Genomic DNA, 17,944 nt, shown 5'->3' with positions numbered 1-17,944 from the left:
TTAGCTGCCATTACCCAACCAGATGTGAATCCTGTAACAGAAGTGTATTTAAGTAACGGTATTACGACGACCGTTCAAACTGGTTTGTCGACTGGTAATGCAAATGGCATTCCTTATGTCGTTAACAAGATTTCAGTGGGAGGAACTGTTAACTTTGATAGGGGTGCAAAATCCGCAACCGATCTCATTGCACTGGAGGAATTAGGTGGGTTAGAAACTTATTCAGGAACCCCAGCTGTTGCTAGTAGAGCTACATATTTCCCGAAGGGAATCTGGATGAATGGTTCGACTGCTCTAGATGGGAAGATCTCGATCGCGTATACTTTGAACCAGAAATATTCCAGGTTCAAAGCTATTGTCGGTCCTGATGCCTATACTTATACAAATAAGGATTTACCGACCAAACTGCAATTTCAAGTGCTTGGAGATAACGATATTGTTCTTTGGGATAGTAATACTCAAGTTCCAGAGGGGATGAACACCAAAGCGGATGGTACCGCTAAGAATTTAAACATCGATATTGATACTTCTAATGTGAACAAGCTTACATTACGAATGACAAGTCTTGAAATTAAGAGTAAGGATGGCAACTGGGCAATGGCGCGCGTTGTGAAGAAGTCAGATACAGCGGCAGAGGTAGCCGCTACAGTTGTGTCGATGGAGAACCCTGCTGAAGGCGCGACTTCTCTGAAACTACCATCAGTGCCTACTGGATATACGATTGCAATCAAGAGCTCAGATAAGCCCGACGTGATCCATACAGATGGTTCTATCAAGCCGGCGAATACAATTACTAATGTGAACTTGATTCTTACTGTTACGAAGGAATCAGATGGAACGCAAGCGGATACTGCAAATATTACCGTTAATGTTCCAGCAGATAGGACAGCACAAGTTGTTGCGGATGGTATCAAGAGTGTGTCGCAGCCTATTAGAGGACAAACTATTTTACCACTTCCGGTTGTTCCTGAAGGATTTACAATAAAAATCCTGACTTCATCGAATGAAGCGGTTATACCTCTAGACAGTCAGATTTTCCCTGTATTCGATACAACTACAAATGTTACGCTTGTCTATGAGGTAACCCACGTAGCGAGCGGAAGCAAAGCAAATACAGCACAAATTCTTGTAACGGTTCCACCACTACCTGACGTCGTAGTTGTGGACAAATCAAATTTACTGAGAGTGCTCGATACGGCCAGATCGACTTATGCAAATTCGCAGGAAGGCACGGAGATAGGGCAATATCCAGCCGGTTCCAGATCGGCATTGCAAGCAGCCATCACTTCTGCTGAAACGTTGTATGCTAATACAAGTACAACCCAAGCCCATGTTGATTCCGAGACTACAGACTTGAATCAGGCGTTATCGAGTTTCCTTGCTTTAGTCGTAAGAGATCCTAGTCTATCCCTTAAGACTTTGCAGCTAACAACCGATAAATCCACACTTAATCTGGACGGCAAGGCCGTTCTACAATTAAGTGGCACTCTTGAGAACGGTTCTCCTGCAGATATGAGCCAGGCGACAATTCAATATTCCACTAGCAATTCTAATGTGATCTCTTCCATTACGAAGTTAGAATCAGGAGCTGCAGAAGCTCGCGGAGGAACGAAGCTGACGTCCGCAGGTCAAGCTGTTGTTACAGCTACTGTTACGCTGAACGGAACGACTAAGATGGCAACGGTGGATCTAACTGTCCTTTTTGAGGCAGATCGTCAGTCCGTTCATCCGTATAATCAAACGCTAGTAACCAAGATGTTTATGGCAGCGAATAACGGAAACGTAAGTTTAAACTTTGAACAAGGAATGGAAGTCATTAAGAAAGCAGACCAGTTGACAAGAGGCATTCCGAAGATCGTCTATCTAGTCGGATGGCAGTTCAACGGCCATGATACGGGTTATCCGGCTCTCAACGTTGTTAATCCGAAATTGAAACGTCCTCAGGACGAGAAAGCGGAAGACAGTTTGATATGGTTGATGAAGGAGGCACGCAAGTATAATACGACGGTTAGCTTGCATATCAATATGCTGGATGCCGCCGATAGCAGCCCGCTATGGCAGACTTATCTAGACCATGATGTCATTGCTAAGGAATTGGACGGAAGCTTGCGCACTTACGTATGGGGTTATCCTATCAGCTATACTCGCGAGTGGGATGAAGGACTGACCACCCAGCGAATCGATCAATTGTTGGAATTATTGCCGATTTCTGAAGCAGGTACAATTCATATTGATGCCTTACATCAGAATATCCCCAATAAAGAGGCTGGATTTATTAGTCCCTATCACGGAATAACCTCTCAGCAGGAAGCGGAGACAGTCAAAAAGGTGATCCGATATTGGAATTCAAAAGGCGTTGATGTCACAAGCGAGTTTGACAAAAACTATCGTGTTGATCCACTGATCGGCTTACAGCCAATGGCTTGGCACGTCCGCTTCAGTGCATCGGAACAGCTTAAAGTCCCTTCTTCTTTGTATGTCGGAGGAGATAGCGGAGATGTACGATTCGGACAAAGTATGTTAGGGGAAGGCAGAATCAAGGTCGATCCCAATAATCTAACTGGCTATCTTGGTGATTTCGCTTTGAATACACTCCCTTGGTATTATCTGAACCGACTTGAACGACTGTCGGATTCTGGTGGAGTCGTTACATTTTCCAATAATGTGACCAGTTCCAATGTAAGTAGTGTCCCAGTTATCAAACAAGGAGATCGGTTCCTCCGCCAGGGAAATGACGTGTTTATCCCAGTGTTATGGAACGAGAATGTTAAGAAGGAAATCATCGCATACAGCGGTAACGGATATACGAATAAAACGTGGGTTTTGCCAGACGATTGGACGGGCACGCAGGCTGTAGATGTATACGCAATCGGTCTCAATGGACTTGATTTGATTGAAAGTAAGTCGGTTACGAACAACAGTGTGACTTTATCGCTTGAGGCAGGACAAGGGGTATCCATCTTTTCGGCAGCTTTACCCGACATAACGCCTGAGGAAGTGGCATCCGCTATCAAGGCTATACAAGCACCAAAGGAAGGAGATTCTTACTTGACCCTTCCAAAGGTTCCAGCAGGATTTGGTATATCGATTAAGAGCTCGGATAAACCAGATGTTATTGGATTGGATGGAAAGATAACACCACAGCCAACAGTTACGACGGTAAATCTCGTATTATCGGTCAAAAGACTGTACGACAATTTAGCAGTAGACACAACAGTGAATGGGTTGCCGGTTATCGTTCCCGCTATTGTGCCAACAACTAATTTAGTACCTAATGTAAGTATGTCATCCCGATCTGTCTCATTCTATGGTACTAATGTTTTGCTGTTGCAAACACAGCTTTCCAATCCTACCTGGACAGTGACGAATGTGGACGGCACAGCGACCACGACGGCTAAAGTTAATAATCGTGGACAGATTTCCTTTATGGATAACGGGACTTATATCGTAAATGCGCAATCCGGTTCCTCTGAGGAGAAATTAACCGTGAAAATCAATGGAATTGAGAATTTAACCAATTTGACATTGAATGGTAATGGGAACGGAGTAGCTTTTGGATCGATTGCTGGGGGGAACTATCCCCCAACGAACGTTTTTGATGGAAATCTAACGACGTTCTATGAACACAACAATAGCGAAGCATACGTCGGTTGGGACTTTGGTAGCGCCAAAGTAATTAACATGTTGAAGTTCTACCCGCGTAGTAACCAGTTGAGTCGAATTAAAGATGCAAAATTCCAGGGTTCAAATTCATTAAGCGGCAACTACGTCGACTTGTATGTGAATATCGAACAACCAGCTTCAACTGAATGGATCACCCTCGCATTTGATAACCAAACGGCATATCGTTACTACCGTTGGATTGGGGCGGATACAACGCGTGCTAACGTTGCTGATCTGCAGATGTATACTAACATGGTTAAGACTTTGCAGTACACATCGGGTGGAACTGAACGGGTTGCTGAGGATATCGATTTCATTCTTTCGCCTGAGGCGAATGCAATCTTGTTGACGCTTCCAGCCGTACCAGAAGGATTTACTGTAGAGATCAAATCTACTGATAAACCATCGGTAATTTCGACGAATGGAACGATTAACGTTCCCAGCAAAAATACGGCTGTACAACTTGTTCTGTCGGTAACTAATACAGTAGACGGAACAACGGCATACACAGAACCATTATTGGTTAATGTTCCAGCGGTTCCGGGTGTGTATGTTATCACCGCAAACGCAGGCAGCAACGGAACCATTAGCCCGAGTGGAAGCATTACAGTATCAGAAGGTGATAATGCTAACTTCTTGTTAACACCAGATGTCAATTATGAGATTGATCAAATAACGGTAGATGATGAAGTAACGACCGTTACAGGAGCGACATACGTATTTATGAACATTATGAGAAATCATTCGATTTCCGTTACGTTCAAGGAGCAAACGGAGCCCGTAACAACTTACAGCATCGCAGCAAGTGCGGGGGAGCACGGAACGATTAGTCCGAGCGGAAGCATTTCTGTAAGGGAAGGTGATAATGCTATCTTCTTGTTAACGCCAGATACCAATTATGAGGTTGACCAAATAACGGTAGATGATGAAGCGGTGAGCGTTACCGGAGCGACGTATGAATTCAAGAATGTTACTGGGAATCACTCGATTTCCGTTACGTTCAAGGGACAAACGGAGCCTGTAACAACTTACACTATCGTAGCAAGTGCGGGCAATCATGGAACGATTAGTCCAAGTGGAAGTATCTCGGTTACCGAAGGTGACAATGCATCCTTCATGATAACGCCGGATACCGGTTATGAGGTTAACAAGGTAACGGTAGATGGTCACAAGGTAACCGTTAGCGGAGGGATGTACGTATTCACGAACGTTACGGGTAATCACACGATTTCTGTTACGTTCAAGTTGAGCGACAAAGGTAGTGATAATGGCAATAACGGCAACAATGGCAGTACCGGCAACGGAGACAACGGTAATAACGGAACGGTCTCTCCGGTGACTAATCCGGATAGCTATGTCGTGAAGCCGGGGGATATTTCCAACCCATCATCAAACGGAATCATTATGATCCAGGTTCCTGACAAGTTTAAGCAAGTTGAATTGCCAGTGAATTTAACTGTTCTGATTGGTAATAATCCTCTGGAAGTTCAAATGGGTCAATGGACGTTGACCGTACCTTCTAAATTAATGCAAGAGCTTAAGAATGAATTGAAGCAGGAAGAATTGCCAGGTAGTCGAATTATTCTGAATGCTGTTCCGCTAACCAGTTCAGAATCACAGGTACTGCTTGACAAAGGATCTGCTTCCAGTAATGCGAAATTGAAGGTTTCTGGTACAGTGATTAATTTCAGCTTATCTATTGTGACATCGGACGGTAAGGCGATCTCACTGACGAAGTTCGACGAACCTCTTACTATCCGAATTAAAGTAGATCCATCCATGAATTTAAAACTGACCGCTATCTACTATATTACCGATGATGGAACGTTGGAATATATCGGTGGACGGTATGAGAACGGAGAGATGGTAGCCGAAATTCATCATTTTAGTAAATATGCAGTTATTGAATTTAGAAAAACATTCATTGATGTTCCATCCCAACACTGGGCTGAGGATGCCATTCAACAATTAGCATCCAAGGACATAATCAACGGAACAAGCGAAACCACATTCGAGCCGATGCGCACAGTTACCAGAGCTGAATTTACAGCGATGCTCGTCAAAGCGTTGAACTTGACGGCACAAGGAGATCAGGTGTTCGTCGATGTAACAAGCGGTGCTTGGTATACCGATGTCGTTTCTAAAGCAGTCAATGCTGGAATCGTTAAGGGCAAGAGCGAGGGTTTATTCGATCCGAATGGGCAAATTACGCGAGAAGAAATGGTAACGATGATCATGAGAGCATATGCCGTAATTTATGGCACCTCAAATCATGGCACCGAAAATTGGTTTTTTAAAGATGAGGCGAAAATATCTTCATGGGCGATGGAGTCCGTCAGAGCAGCGGCTGCACTGCAATTGATCAGTGGACGTGAGCCAGGACGATTTGTACCAGATGGAATTTCAACTCGTGCGGAAGCGGCTATCCTTGTGAATCGATTATTACAAAACTAAGACAAATAGTAGGATGAGAAGGTGGGGGATCCAGATTGACCCACCTTTTCATGCAATTGTTGGGGTATTATTCTGACGATCGTAGCCTCTATCCCACTAGCTAATGTGGACAATGAGAAAAGTCCTTGGTCTCTGTTATCAGAGTTCCAAGGACTTTTCGTTTACTTCATGATTATTTCGAAGCTTTATACTTATCTAAGAACTCTTTCACTTTAGCTGGATCAGCTATAACTTCGTTGCCGGTTTTGACTAATGGGCTGACGGTGGATACAGCTTTGATCTTGTTGTTATAGAATTGTAGGATCTCGTCTTGATTGATTGAATAAAGTACCGCTTTTCTTAGATCCTCACTCTTGGCAACATCACGGTTGCTCGTGTTGAAGAGTAGGTAAGAGACAGCATTACTTTCAATACTTTGTAGCTTCAGTTTGCTGTCGCTTTGGATTGTTTCGTACTTTGTTTCTGGAACGCCATAGTATAGGTGGATTTCACTACTACGTAGCGCAGAGAGTGCACTATCCGTATCTGCAATGAAGCGTACCTTCACCGTTGAAATGTTTGCTTCATCTGAAGTGCCTTTACGGTAGCCTGGGTTTTTTAAGAAAATACCTTCATAATCATTCTTTGAAGATAAGATGTATGGACCGCTGGCATATAAAGTATTGTTGTATTGCTTACCTTCAGTTATCGTATTTTGATCGCCGTATGGAATATCTTTGTTAACGTCGAACGTAGCAACATCATACGTATTAATGCTTTCTACTTGTTTTTTGGATACAATGCCTGCAGATTGGTGAGCCAAATAATTAAGAACTTGTGGGAAAGGTTCGGTCGTTGTCAATTTAACAACCTGATATTTACCCGCCTTGTTGTCAGCTTGGGTCTTGTCAGTTACTAGTTCATTTATCTTCGTATCTAACCCCGCTTCGAGCGCTTCCTTGATAGTTCCATTACCTGAGGATTGTTTAATTCCGTCTAAAGATGCGATATCAGTTACAAGTTCGACTGTTTTAATATGCTCGTGCAGACTGTATGTCCGGTGATCGGGTACTGAGTTTTTATCTTTAGCTCTATCGAGTGAGAATATAACGTCATCAGCACCTACGCGCTCGCCAGTATCTACAGCTTTTTTATTGTCAATTTTGGCGAAGTTGATGTCGTCTCTGAGAATGAAGTAGTATTCCGAGTTTCCTTCAGCAATCGTATGATTATAGGATAGAGAGCCATCGGAAGTGATTTTGTCATCATCCGTAAGATTAATTAAACGCACATACATATTGGTATTGAGTTGGTTAATAGATCCGTCATTGCCCTTAATTGGGTCCAAGGAAGTTAGAACAGAAGCTGCTTGAGTCAAAATAAGCGGATCTGTATCACGTTTGGACGTATCATTAAAGTCAATGTCTTCCCAAGCAAGTGCACGGGATTTAGAAAGTCTAACCGAATCGACATTGAGGATGTCTTTATTCACAGCTTGGCTTTTCAAAGAGATATAAAGTGGGGCAATGTAGGCTTTGTCGAAAACAAGAAGCTGTTCCAATTGTTTATACGTTTCTGTGTACTTTTCAGGGCTTTCTGTTGCAGCTTGATCGATCAAATTGTCGATCTCAGAATCGGCTAGAATACTATAGTCACCGCCTGTTTTAAAGAGCGATCTTACAGCATAATCGGGATTACCAGTTACTGTCGTCCAGCTAGAATGAGCAATATCAAAGTTACCTGCATCTTCTTGAGCTTTGAAACTACCGTAATCTGGCTGGATGTTCAATTTCACATTAAAACCATTTTTGGTTAGTTGGTCTCGGATAATATTAAGATCTGATTCACTTGCACTCATTCCCAATAGTTCAATATCAACAGGGGATTGATCTGTAACGGTTTCTGTTGGAGCTGGTTCATTCGTTTTATCTGCTACATCCGTTTTTGTCTTCACGGAGCATCCACTTGCCACTAGGACAAAGGTAAGTAATAGAACAAGCAAAGAACTTTTTTTCATGATTGGTTCCTCCCAAAATCTTATATTTTTATAATGAATTCATTCTTTGCTTACTTTTACGATCTAGAAGACCCGCATCGGCAAAGGTAGAATGAAAGCTAACCGTTAAGCAGTAGAACTAACCTAATTTGGGATCTAGAGCATCCCGAAGACCATCACCAAGAAAGTTAAAAGATAGGACCAGAGCAATTATTGCTAGACCCGGGTAGATGGCCATATAAGAATGAGTTTCCAGATAAGTGCTTCCGAGCTTCAGAATGTTCCCCCACTCTGGGATATGAGGCTCAACGCCAAGGCCAAGGAAACTAAGACTACTCGTAGAAATTACGGCGGCACCTATCGTTAAGGTCGACTTGACGATCATCGGAGCGAGTGAATTTGGAACAATGTGTTTGAAAATTATCGCGGAGTCTCTTGAACCGAATGCCCTAGCGGCATCAACATATTCAAAGGTAGAAACCAGCAGCACATTAGCTCTCATCGTTCTCGCATAGGTAGGGATAGCACCAACGCTCAGTGCCACGATCAGGTTGACTGTGTTAGCCCCAAAAGCGGCAATAATAGCTATAGCTAACAGAATGCCTGGTACGGCGTATAGTATATCTAGAAACCGCATGATGATGTTGTCAGTATGACGTCCGTAATATCCAGATACGGCCCCAAGGATTCCTCCGATCACGACGGGAATAGCAGTAGAGACGATTCCGACAATTAAGGAAGTACGTGCTCCAAATACGATACGTGAAAATAAGCATCGGCCAAAGTTATCCGTTCCGAGTGGATAAGCTAAACTAGGGTGCAAAAGTATGGCTCCATAATTGTTCTCGGTGGCCATGGCGTAATCAAAGGTAAGAAGGCTACAAACGGATATAGAGAATAGAAAGATAATAAAAAACAGGCCAATCATTGCCGTTGTATTCTGGGTGAGCTTCTCCCAAATACTTTCCCATTTTGCTGTAGCTGGATTTCCATTGTTACGGATTTTAAAGAGTAAATTCAGTCCAAGCAATAATGCAAAGATATTACCGAAAATTGAGGTTAGAATAAGTAAACAAGCAATCCATATCATGAAAGGTGCAACCTTATTGCCTTGTACATATTTGGCTACAAGCAACAAAGCTATGAAGTGAAATATGGTGATAATCACTAAACTGAACATGGATGGTAAAAAAGTGTCTGAGACATAAGGTTTAAACAAATTGAGTGCAGATACGGCAATCACAAATATCCCAGTAAGAAGTGTATAAACGGCTAAAGTATATTCGGGATTTTTTTGTCTTTTGATCAGATGGAATGCCGAAGTAACAATAAACAAGTTTCCTGTTAGAATGCTTAGCATTTGAACATAACCAAGAGATCGTGTAGACCTTGCAATATCTCCGCGACGAAGAATATCTCTTCTGATCTTTAGGGTTAAAAAAAACTGTGTTATAGTGAACAATGCATATGCTGAAAAAGCGAGAAATACATAAGGCTTAACTGCATTAGCAGAGAAATCATAGCTACTTAGCAGTAGAATAACAGACAAGGCCATAGAGACAACCCACGCGAAGAAGGCCTTACTGTATTCCTGAGAAGTTTTTAAGTTTGTCTTGATCATATCTACACCTGCTTTAGTATTGTTTCATCTTGGTTCTAATTCTTGGATCGAAAAATGCATATAGAACATCGATAATGACATTGATTATTGAAATCGTAATTGCGGTATAGATAACTCCGCCCATAATGCTTGGAATATCGGGTATAAATTGTTTGTCTACGATATAGCTACCAAGTCCGCTTATGTTGAAGACCTTCTCCGTCACGGCCGAACCACCCAGCATACCACCGAATTGTAAGCCGATAACGGTGATGATCGGGATAATGGCATTACGGATTGCGTGCTTCAGTAAAACTTGACGTTTGCTAAGGCCTTTGGCTGTGGCAGTAATAATGTAGTCTTCATTGATGACTTCTAACATGGATGATCGCGTCATCCTAGCAACCGACGCCGTAAGTCCAGTTCCCAAAACGATGGTTGGCATAATAATAGACAGCCAATTTTGCGGATTAAAGGTAGCGGGTAACCAATGCAGCTTAATTGAGAAATTCAGTATAAAGATGAGCCCTTGCCAGAAGCTAGGTATAGATAAACCGATCAGTGCGATAAACATAAATGTATAGTCCCAAAAAGAATTACGTTTGGTCGCCGAAATAATCCCAACGGGTATGGCGATCAACATGGCCATGATTAACGAGATGACGGTTAAAGTAAGCGTTATTGGAAACTTCCTGGCGATGGTTGTCGTGACTTCTTCATTGCCGGCGAACGATTTGCCCAAATCGAAAGTGAAGATTCCCTTCAAGTTGTTCCACAATTGAGCTAGATAGGACTGATCCAGTCCATATATTTTATTGAAGTTTGCTATTTGCTCGTCAGTAGCCGTTTGACCAAGAATGTTCGCTGCAGGGTTCATCGGCGATAGATGCAAAATTGTAAATACTAGAACCGATACGCCCAATATTACGAATAAGGTCATTACTAGTCTTTCAAACACATATTTCAGGTAAGGCCTGCTATACAAAAATATCAGGACATACATGAGAATTCCGGGAATAATTGAAATGATTAAAAATGACGGATGATTAATTAATGATTCAAAAGTACCGGAGAAGTTCAACTTACGCTGCTGGTTTAGCTGCAGTTTACGATTAGTTACTTCGTCAATCTTCTCTTGGAACATAGCTTCTGTCATTTTTTTAGCCTGGCGTTCCGTTTTCTCCTGACTCCGTATTTGTCCAAAAAATTGATGTTTTCGTTGTAACTGCTCTAGTGTCTCTACCTCTAACTTATCTTTATATCCTGACTCGAGAAGTTCGTTTCTTGTCTCATCTAGGAGAGAGTAGTACGTATCTTGTTTTCTCCGATATAAGTAAAAGAACAGAACAACGAGATTTATTGGAGCTCCCAATAGAAGCAAGAAATACTTATAGGAAGGATTCATTAGCATTTTGGCATATGTGTTACTTATGTTTCTGCTGAGATGTGATCCACTCGTTTGTGCTGGTGTTACCTTTGCAACTTCCAAGGTGCTCTTTCCTCCTCGCTGTTTTAAATTGCATTATTCCGATCAATATAGTATATATTAGAGGAGGATATTTTTTATGTCAAGACATTCGTCATTATTGATTAATAGAAATCGTACAACGGGCAGGTGTGATAACGATGGAAACTATACTACAAGTAAAAGATTTAACTGTATCCTTTCAGACTCGTGATCATGAGGTTGAGGCCGTACGCGGCGTTAGCTTTGAGGTAAGAAAGGGAGAAACACTTGGAATCGTTGGTGAATCTGGTAGTGGGAAAAGTGTAACTGCGCGCTCCATTATGCGATTGTTACCATCCCCACCATCCTATATGAAAGACGGAGAGATTATCTTTCTTGGAAAGAATCTAGCTGAGTATTCTGAGAAGGAAATGGAGAGTATTCGCGGCCGAGATATCGGAATGATTTTTCAGGACCCAATGACCTCTTTAAATCCGACTATTAAAATAGGGAATCAAATTGCGGAGAGCTTGATCAAGCATCAGAAATTGTCTAAGAAGGAAGCGAAGAAACAAGCAATCGAGATGCTTAAACTCGTGGGAATCCGCAATAGTGAGTTCAGATACGATCAATATCCCCATGAATTCTCTGGTGGGATGCGACAACGTGTAATGATTGCTATAGCTCTTGCATGTCGTCCTGCTCTACTAATCGCTGACGAGCCTACCACTGCGCTTGATGTTACGATCCAGGCCCAAATATTGAATTTAATGAAGAATATGCAGGAGCGTTTTGGAACTTCGATCATATTAATCACGCATGATTTGGGAGTTGTCGCGGGGATGTGTGATCGTGTGGCGGTCATGAAAGACGGAGTTATTGTGGAGAGTGGAACAACGGAAGAGATATTTGAGAATCCTAAGCATCCTTATACTTTGAAGTTGTTAAATGCTCTACCACGATTGAACGAGAAGAAGAAGGTAAAGCCAGCACCTTTGATTCTTACAAATTCGAACAACTCACGCCCGCTACTTGAGGTGAAATCGCTCAGACAACATTTTGATATGGGAAAAGGCAATGTATTGAAAGCTGTTAATGATATCAGTTTTCAAATTCATGAGGGAGAAACGTTGGGGCTCGTAGGTGAATCAGGTAGTGGTAAATCAACTACGGGTCGTGCTATTTTGCGTCTGCATCAACCGACGGGCGGGGAAGTGCTCTATCAGGGAATGGCGGTTAACCGATTATCTAAGTCGGAGATGAAAACCATGCGTCGGCATATGCAAATGATTTTCCAGGATCCTTATGCATCGCTAAATCCACGTCTTAAAGTGCTGGATATTATCGGTGAATCTCTTGATGTTCATAAACTAACTGGGAGCCCAGGAGAACGACGGAAGAGGGTAGAGGAGCTGCTCGATATGGTAGGACTTGATCCGGCTTTTGCTCTGCGTTATCCACATGAGTTCTCGGGGGGACAACGGCAAAGAATTGGTATTGCCCGCGCGCTTGCAGTAGAACCGAAATTTATCGTATGTGATGAGCCACTCTCTGCGCTTGATGTATCGATTCAATCTCAAGTCGTTAAGTTGTTAGAGGAACTTCAGCACCGTCTAGGCCTCACGTATTTATTCATTGCTCATGATCTTTCTATGGTTAAGCATATTAGCGATCGTGTAGCCGTGATGTATATGGGGAAAATCGTGGAACTCGCAGAGAGTGAAGAGTTATACGCCAATCCTCAGCATGAATATACGAAGTCATTATTTAACGCGATTCCTGTTCCTGATCCGAAGATTGAAGCTCAGAAGAAAAGAATTCTTCAGGATGAATATTCAGAAGAGGATAAATATCAAGTGGATCATTCTCAATTGGTAGAAGTATCACGAGGACATTGGGTAGCGATGCCTACTGGGTAGGTTATAGCATATTGATTTTATCTTACGACTGTTCTCCGGTAAATTTACTGGTGAGCAGTCGTTTATTTTATCTGGTTTGCAATGTATTATTACAATTGACCTATGGAATAATTAACCATATCATTAGTGAGAAGGGAAATGATGTTTGGAATTAGAGTATGAAAGGTGGCTTGACTATGATTCAGGTGACCACCATTGGTATTGAACTGGAAGATTACCTTAAAAAGTATTGCATAACGATCAATCAGTTTGCAGAGATATCAGGAGTGAACTCAGGAACAATCAGTAGTATCATCAAAGGGATTCGTCCTACTTCCATATTGCAATTAGATCGGATCACAGAAGGCATGGGGCTTGAAAAGGGCAGTTTCTATGATTTATATGTGGACGAGTGCTTCAACCATCCTAAACTTAATTGGCGGCGTCTTCGGCCGCTGATATATCGTTGCGCAGAGTTGGATAAGTTGGATTGTATCGAGCGGGTATTAGGGATGATGATGGATAACATATCCTATGGTGATGTATTATTCGATACAGCAGAAGACTTATTTAAACAAGGAAAACGTGAGGCTGCGGGGCTGTTGTATGAAGGTGTGGCTGAAAGCGAAAAGTATCAGCATTCGGAGCGGTTGGCTATTTGCCGATACCGCTTGTTTAATATTGCTTTAGGAGATGATCAGGACGCGAATTTACAAGCCGCGGTGCAATTTGAAACCTTTGTTGATAGGCTTGATGAGGTAGATCAGCTTGATGCGTTGAAGGACTTAGCAAATACATATTCCTCTTTACGCCGATGGGATAAGGTGGAGAAAGTAGCTAAGGAAATGGGGCATAAAGCTTCAATTCAATATAAACACAGATATGACGATATAAAGAAAAATAAAGTTCTAAAAGATCCAACAATGCCTTTATTTGCTTATATCTTATACTCTCATCTTTTATGTTCGGCTGTATTCGATGAGCGTAAAGAATATGATAAAGCTTTGCAGTATGTTTCCTTGTACTCAGAGTTCAGTTGGGTTAGGGAGAAATCGGAGGAAGCACAGCAAATAATGTGTAGATTTAAAGATTGGGCGCAAGCCAATACCTATCTATACAGGCTCATGAAGGGAGATATGGAGGTTTTACCTGAGTATGTTTCTTATATAGGTCAACGAAAAGATGAAATTCTTCCTGCCTTATTTAAGATCCTTCAAGCCGCCATTACATATCAATTTAATGTTGACGACATTCTCACTTGCTTTGAACATGAAATTGATGTGTATCGAGAGCAGCAAGGAATTATTATAGGAAATTATAATATACGAGTTATAGAGGATCGCTATACCTATTTCATGTCTGAATTAGCTGAATATCACTTGTCTAAAGGAAAATATGATACAGGCATAAAATACTTATTGGAAAGCATGGAATCAGCCGTTCGAATTACTAGTGAGGATTGTTTTATCAGATGTGTAAGTTTGTTTGAGCAATATAGACATATTGCATCCTTCGAATCACAGCGTGATTATGAAGGACTAATGCGAAGACGTAATGAGAAGAAACATGGCGTTATTGTTGCTGGCTTTGAATAATAGCACTAATCGCTTTATGCAAGGATTGTTCTCTGGAGCGGTTGCTTTTCTTATAGTATAGATAAAATAATTGACCTGTGGAATATTTAGCCATATTATTATTGAAAAGGAAACTGAATGTTTGTGGATTAGATAGTGGAAGGTGGCTTTGGCTATGGATCAGAGGACCATTCGTGCAGAGTTAGAAGAGTATCTTAAGAGGAATGGTATAACGATTAACCAGTTTGCAGAGACATCAGGGGTGAATTCAGGAACGCTCAGTAGTATTATCAATGGAAATCGTCCTATTTCTATGCTGCAATTAGACCGTATAACAGCAGGCATGGGGCTCACGGAAGGTAGATTCTATGATTTATATGTGGACGAATGCTTCAACCTTCCTGTGCTTAATTGGCGGCGCCTTCGGCCGTTAATATATCGTAGTGCGGAATTGGACAAGCTAGACTGTATTGAGCGGGTAGTAGGAATGATGATGGATAATCTATCTTATGCTACGGCATTATTTGATACAGCAGAAGACTTGTTCAAGCAAGGGAACCGGAAGGCAGCAGCGTTGTTATATGAGAGTGTAGCTGAGGGTGAAAAGTATCAACATTCGGAACGTTTGGCACTTTGCCAATATAGATTGTTTAACATTGCTCTATGCGATGATCAAGAAGTGAACTTACGAGCCGCAGTGCAATTTGAAAGTTATGTTGATCGGCTTGATGAGGCGGATCAGCTTGATGCACTGAAGGATTTAGCCAATATATATTATGCTTTGCGCCGATGGGATAAGGTAGAAAAATTCGCTCAAGAAATGGGATATAAAGCGGAGATTCAATACAAACACCGGTATGAGCATTTGAAGAAGGTAGAAGCTCTCAAAGATCCTACGATGCCATTATTTGCTTATATTTCATACTCTCATGTATTATGTTCTGCTGCTTATGGTGAGCGTAAAGACTATGATAAAGCTCTACAATATGTTTCATTGTATTCAGAGTTTAGTTGGATCAAGGAAGAGTCTCAGGAAGCTAAGCAATTAGTAAGTAGATTTGAAGGTTGGGCGGAAGCTAATACCTTTCTTTATAGGCTGATGAAGGGAGATGTTAAGGTATTACCTGAATATGTTCTTTATATAAGCCAGAGGAAAGATGAAATTCTTCCTGCTTTATTTAAGATACTACAAGCGGCTAATTGCTATAAATTTAATGTTGATGACATTCTTACACGCTTTGCCCAAGAAATTGTTATGTATAGAGATGAACAAGGGAAAGTAGGAACTTATAATCCTCAGGTTATAGAAGATCGTTATACTCACTTCATGGCTGAACTAGCATACTACTACTTGGTCAAGGGAGAATATGATATTGGATTAAAATATCTGTTGGACAGCTTGGAATATTCTGTTAAAATATATAGTGAAACTTGTATTATCAAATGTGTTGGTATGTTTGAACAATTCAGACATACAGCATCCCTCGAGGCACAAGGAGAATATCAAAATTTAATCAGTGAGGTGCAAAGACGGAATGAGAAAAAAAATGGCTTTATTGTTGGTTACGTTTAGTGTTATATTCGTCATTAGCTTTCCAGCAGGGTATTCTCAATGGGTTCCATCAGGTGAGGTTGGTATCCAATCTCTTAATCATGGTGGAGGCGCATTGTAAATACTAGATGCTTCTTATTGCTTTCTTGTTTTATAGGGCGTATTTACGGAGTACTTCCGAAAGCGCCCTTTTTTTTTTGAATAAAAATATAAATTAATCTTATGAATCAGCTAAACTTTAATATTTTAAATATGAATTTGACTTGATGAGGGTGGAAGGTGACTTTGACAGTGAATCAGAAGACCATTCGTGCAGAGTTGGAAGACTACCTCAAGAGAAATTATATTTCGATTAATCAATTTGCAGAGGCATCGGGGGTGAATTCGGGAACGCTCAGTAATATTATTAATGGGAATCGATCTATTTCCATGCTGCAATTAGATCGCATTACAGAGGGTATCGGGCTCGTGGAAGGTAGCTTTTATGATTTGTATATAGAAGATTGCTTTAATCATCAACCCCTTAATTGGCGGCGTTTACGACCGCTATTATATCGTTGCGCAGAGTTGGATAAGTTAGATTGCATTGGCAGGTTAGTTGGTATGATGACCGATAATCTAGCTTATACTCCCTTATTGTTCGATATAGCAGAAGACTTATTTAAGCAAGGTAAGTGCACGGCTGCGGCTCTACTATTTGAGAAAGTGGCTGAAAGTGAAAAGTACCAGCATTCGGAGCGATTGGCTCTTTGTCAGTATCGTATATTTACGCTAACGATGTTCGAGGAAAACGAAGTGAAGTTACGAGCGGCTGTGCAATTTGAAGGTTTTGTTAAAAGACTTGATGAAATGGATCAGCTTGATGCTCTGAAGGATCTAGCAAATACTTACCTTTCGTTGCAACGAAGAGATAAGGTAGAAAAATTTGCCAAGGAAATGGGGCATATAGCAACAATTCATTACAAATATAGAAATAAGCAAACTAAAATAAAGAGACTACATAAAGATCCTAAAATGCCATTATTCGTATATATCTTATATGCTCATATACTATGCTCAAGTGTTTGTGTTGAACGCGGAGATTACGATTTAGGATTACATTATGTTTCTCTCTACTCGGATATGAGTTGGGTACGTGAGGATACTGAAGAAGCGCATCGACTGATGAATCAATGTAAAATGTGGGCTAAAGCCAATTCCTATCTTATTAGGCTAATGAAGGGAGAATTCGAGCTCCTCCCTGAGTATGTAGATTATATTGAACAATATGAAGAAGAAATTCTGCTAGCCTTATTTATGATACTTCAAATTGCTAATCGCAACCAATTTAATGTGGATGATATGCTCCTTCGCTTTGAGCATCAGATTCCTGAATTTAAAGCTCGACAAGGAGAAGAAGGAAGGTATACTCCGCTGGTTATCGAAGATCGTTATGCTCATTTTATGGCAGAATTAACTCTATATTATATGAACAGGGGAGAATATGAAAAAGGCATGAATTATATGCTGGAAGGACTCGAATCAGCTCTTAAAATTAATAGTAGGGTTTGTATTATAAGGTTTGTAGGTTTGTTTGAACAATTCCGTTATGCCGCATCTCAAGAATCCCAAATGCTTTATAAACATCTAATAAGTAACGTGCAAAATAATAATCTTGCTGTATCGAATCTATTAATTATGGAGTCGGATAGTGATAACTATACGTATAGTTAATTAGCAGAGCGTTCCCGGAGTAATCCGAAAACGCTCTTTTTTTATTAGGACAATTAGCTTGCTAATGA

Annotated in this window: 8 protein-coding genes (1 of these 8 cut by a window edge); 5 read left to right on the top strand and 3 right to left on the bottom strand. The window is 41.1% G+C overall.

What is annotated here, in order from left to right:
* On the top strand, positions 1-6,117 hold the 3' portion of the coding sequence (locus NST85_RS22740) for an S-layer homology domain-containing protein (protein ID WP_341190489.1). 87 nt of this gene lie to the left of the window's left edge; only the last 6,117 of its 6,204 coding nucleotides appear in the window; its start codon lies off the left edge, out of view; its stop codon occupies positions 6,115-6,117.
* Between the two features lie 172 nt (positions 6,118-6,289).
* Here the strand turns inward: NST85_RS22740 and NST85_RS22735 are convergent, their stop codons facing one another.
* The 3 genes from NST85_RS22735 to NST85_RS22725 form a co-directional block, all read right to left on the bottom strand.
* Positions 6,290-8,113 (bottom strand): ABC transporter substrate-binding protein, encoded by a 1,824-nt coding sequence (locus NST85_RS22735; RefSeq protein WP_341190488.1) that lies wholly within the window; start codon positions 8,111-8,113, stop codon positions 6,290-6,292.
* Positions 8,114-8,231: 118 nt separating this feature from the next.
* Positions 8,232-9,713, bottom strand: a complete 1,482-nt coding sequence (locus tag NST85_RS22730; protein WP_341190487.1) for an ABC transporter permease — start codon at positions 9,711-9,713, stop codon at positions 8,232-8,234.
* A gap of 13 nt (positions 9,714-9,726) precedes the next feature.
* A complete protein-coding gene (locus tag NST85_RS22725) occupies positions 9,727-11,181 on the bottom strand; it encodes an ABC transporter permease (RefSeq protein ID WP_445671164.1) in 1,455 nt (484 codons plus the stop codon).
* 137 nt (positions 11,182-11,318) lie between these two features.
* Between NST85_RS22725 and NST85_RS22720 the strand changes: the two genes are divergently transcribed.
* From NST85_RS22720 to NST85_RS22705, 4 genes are all read left to right on the top strand, one after another.
* Positions 11,319-13,058 (top strand): ABC transporter ATP-binding protein, encoded by a 1,740-nt coding sequence (locus NST85_RS22720; RefSeq protein WP_341190486.1) that lies wholly within the window; start codon positions 11,319-11,321, stop codon positions 13,056-13,058.
* 176 nt (positions 13,059-13,234) lie between these two features.
* On the top strand, positions 13,235-14,632 hold the full coding sequence (locus tag NST85_RS22715) for a helix-turn-helix domain-containing protein (protein WP_341190485.1): 1,398 nt from the start codon (positions 13,235-13,237) through the stop codon (positions 14,630-14,632).
* Between the two features lie 154 nt (positions 14,633-14,786).
* The gene (locus NST85_RS22710) at positions 14,787-16,184 is read left to right on the top strand and encodes a helix-turn-helix transcriptional regulator (protein WP_341190484.1); all 1,398 of its coding nucleotides are present in this window, start codon (positions 14,787-14,789) and stop codon (positions 16,182-16,184) included.
* Between the two features lie 270 nt (positions 16,185-16,454).
* Entirely contained in the window at positions 16,455-17,876 is a 1,422-nt protein-coding gene (locus NST85_RS22705; RefSeq protein WP_341191153.1) for a helix-turn-helix transcriptional regulator, read from the top strand.
* The last annotated feature ends 68 nt before the right edge of the window (positions 17,877-17,944 follow it).

This window comes from Paenibacillus sp. FSL K6-2524, from assembly GCF_038005525.1.
Taxonomy (GTDB): Bacteria; Bacillota; Bacilli; order Paenibacillales; family Paenibacillaceae; genus Fontibacillus; species Fontibacillus anaericanus.
The sequence above is the reverse complement of the archived record's forward strand: the minus strand, read 5'-3'. Positions and strand labels throughout refer to the sequence as shown.

Excerpts from the sequence above, each read along its gene's own strand:
- NST85_RS22735 (WP_341190488.1), bottom strand. The coding sequence starts at position 8,113 with ATGAAAAAAAGTTCTTTGCTTGTTCTATTACTTACCTTTGTCCTAGTG.
- NST85_RS22730 (WP_341190487.1), bottom strand. The coding sequence starts at position 9,713 with ATGATCAAGACAAACTTAAAAACTTCTCAGGAATACAGTAAGGCCTTC.
- NST85_RS22720 (WP_341190486.1), top strand. The coding sequence starts at position 11,319 with ATGGAAACTATACTACAAGTAAAAGATTTAACTGTATCCTTTCAGACT.
- NST85_RS22715 (WP_341190485.1), top strand. The coding sequence starts at position 13,235 with ATGATTCAGGTGACCACCATTGGTATTGAACTGGAAGATTACCTTAAA.
- NST85_RS22710 (WP_341190484.1), top strand. The coding sequence starts at position 14,787 with ATGGATCAGAGGACCATTCGTGCAGAGTTAGAAGAGTATCTTAAGAGG.